1 protein-coding gene is annotated in these 342 nt (G+C 61.4%); it reads right to left on the bottom strand.

Going from position 1 to position 342, the window contains the following annotated elements:
- Positions 1-342: hypothetical protein (locus EOD29_RS36580; protein WP_206520526.1), on the bottom strand; the 342-nt coding region annotated here is incomplete at both ends.

Below are 342 nucleotides of genomic sequence, written 5' to 3'. Positions count from 1 at the left end.
CTCGCATGAATCCCACGTCCGCCACCTGATCCCCTGTCTGGCGAGTCAGGGTCGCCGGAGCCGTATTTGCGAACTACTGAGCCTCGGGCAGCGCCGGCCGTTAGAGAAATCCGCTGCAACAGCTCGTCAATATCGCTGCCAAGTGCCAGTGTCACAAATTCATCGAGCGGCCCGCCGGCCTCTCTGCCGATGCGATCTAGCTGCTCGACTACCTCCCGGATCAAGGGCGCCAGCAGACCCGCACGTTCCGAGATATCGTCCAGTGCAGCGGCCATTCGCGAGACGCGGAAATCTTGACGGGCCGAGCCATCGACGAAGTGGTCAACGAGCTCAAGAAGCTTC

Source organism: Mesorhizobium sp. M1A.T.Ca.IN.004.03.1.1 (assembly GCF_003997555.1).
Lineage (GTDB): Bacteria > Pseudomonadota > Alphaproteobacteria > Rhizobiales > Rhizobiaceae > Mesorhizobium.
The sequence above is the reverse complement of the archived record's forward strand: the minus strand, read 5'-3'. Positions and strand labels throughout refer to the sequence as shown.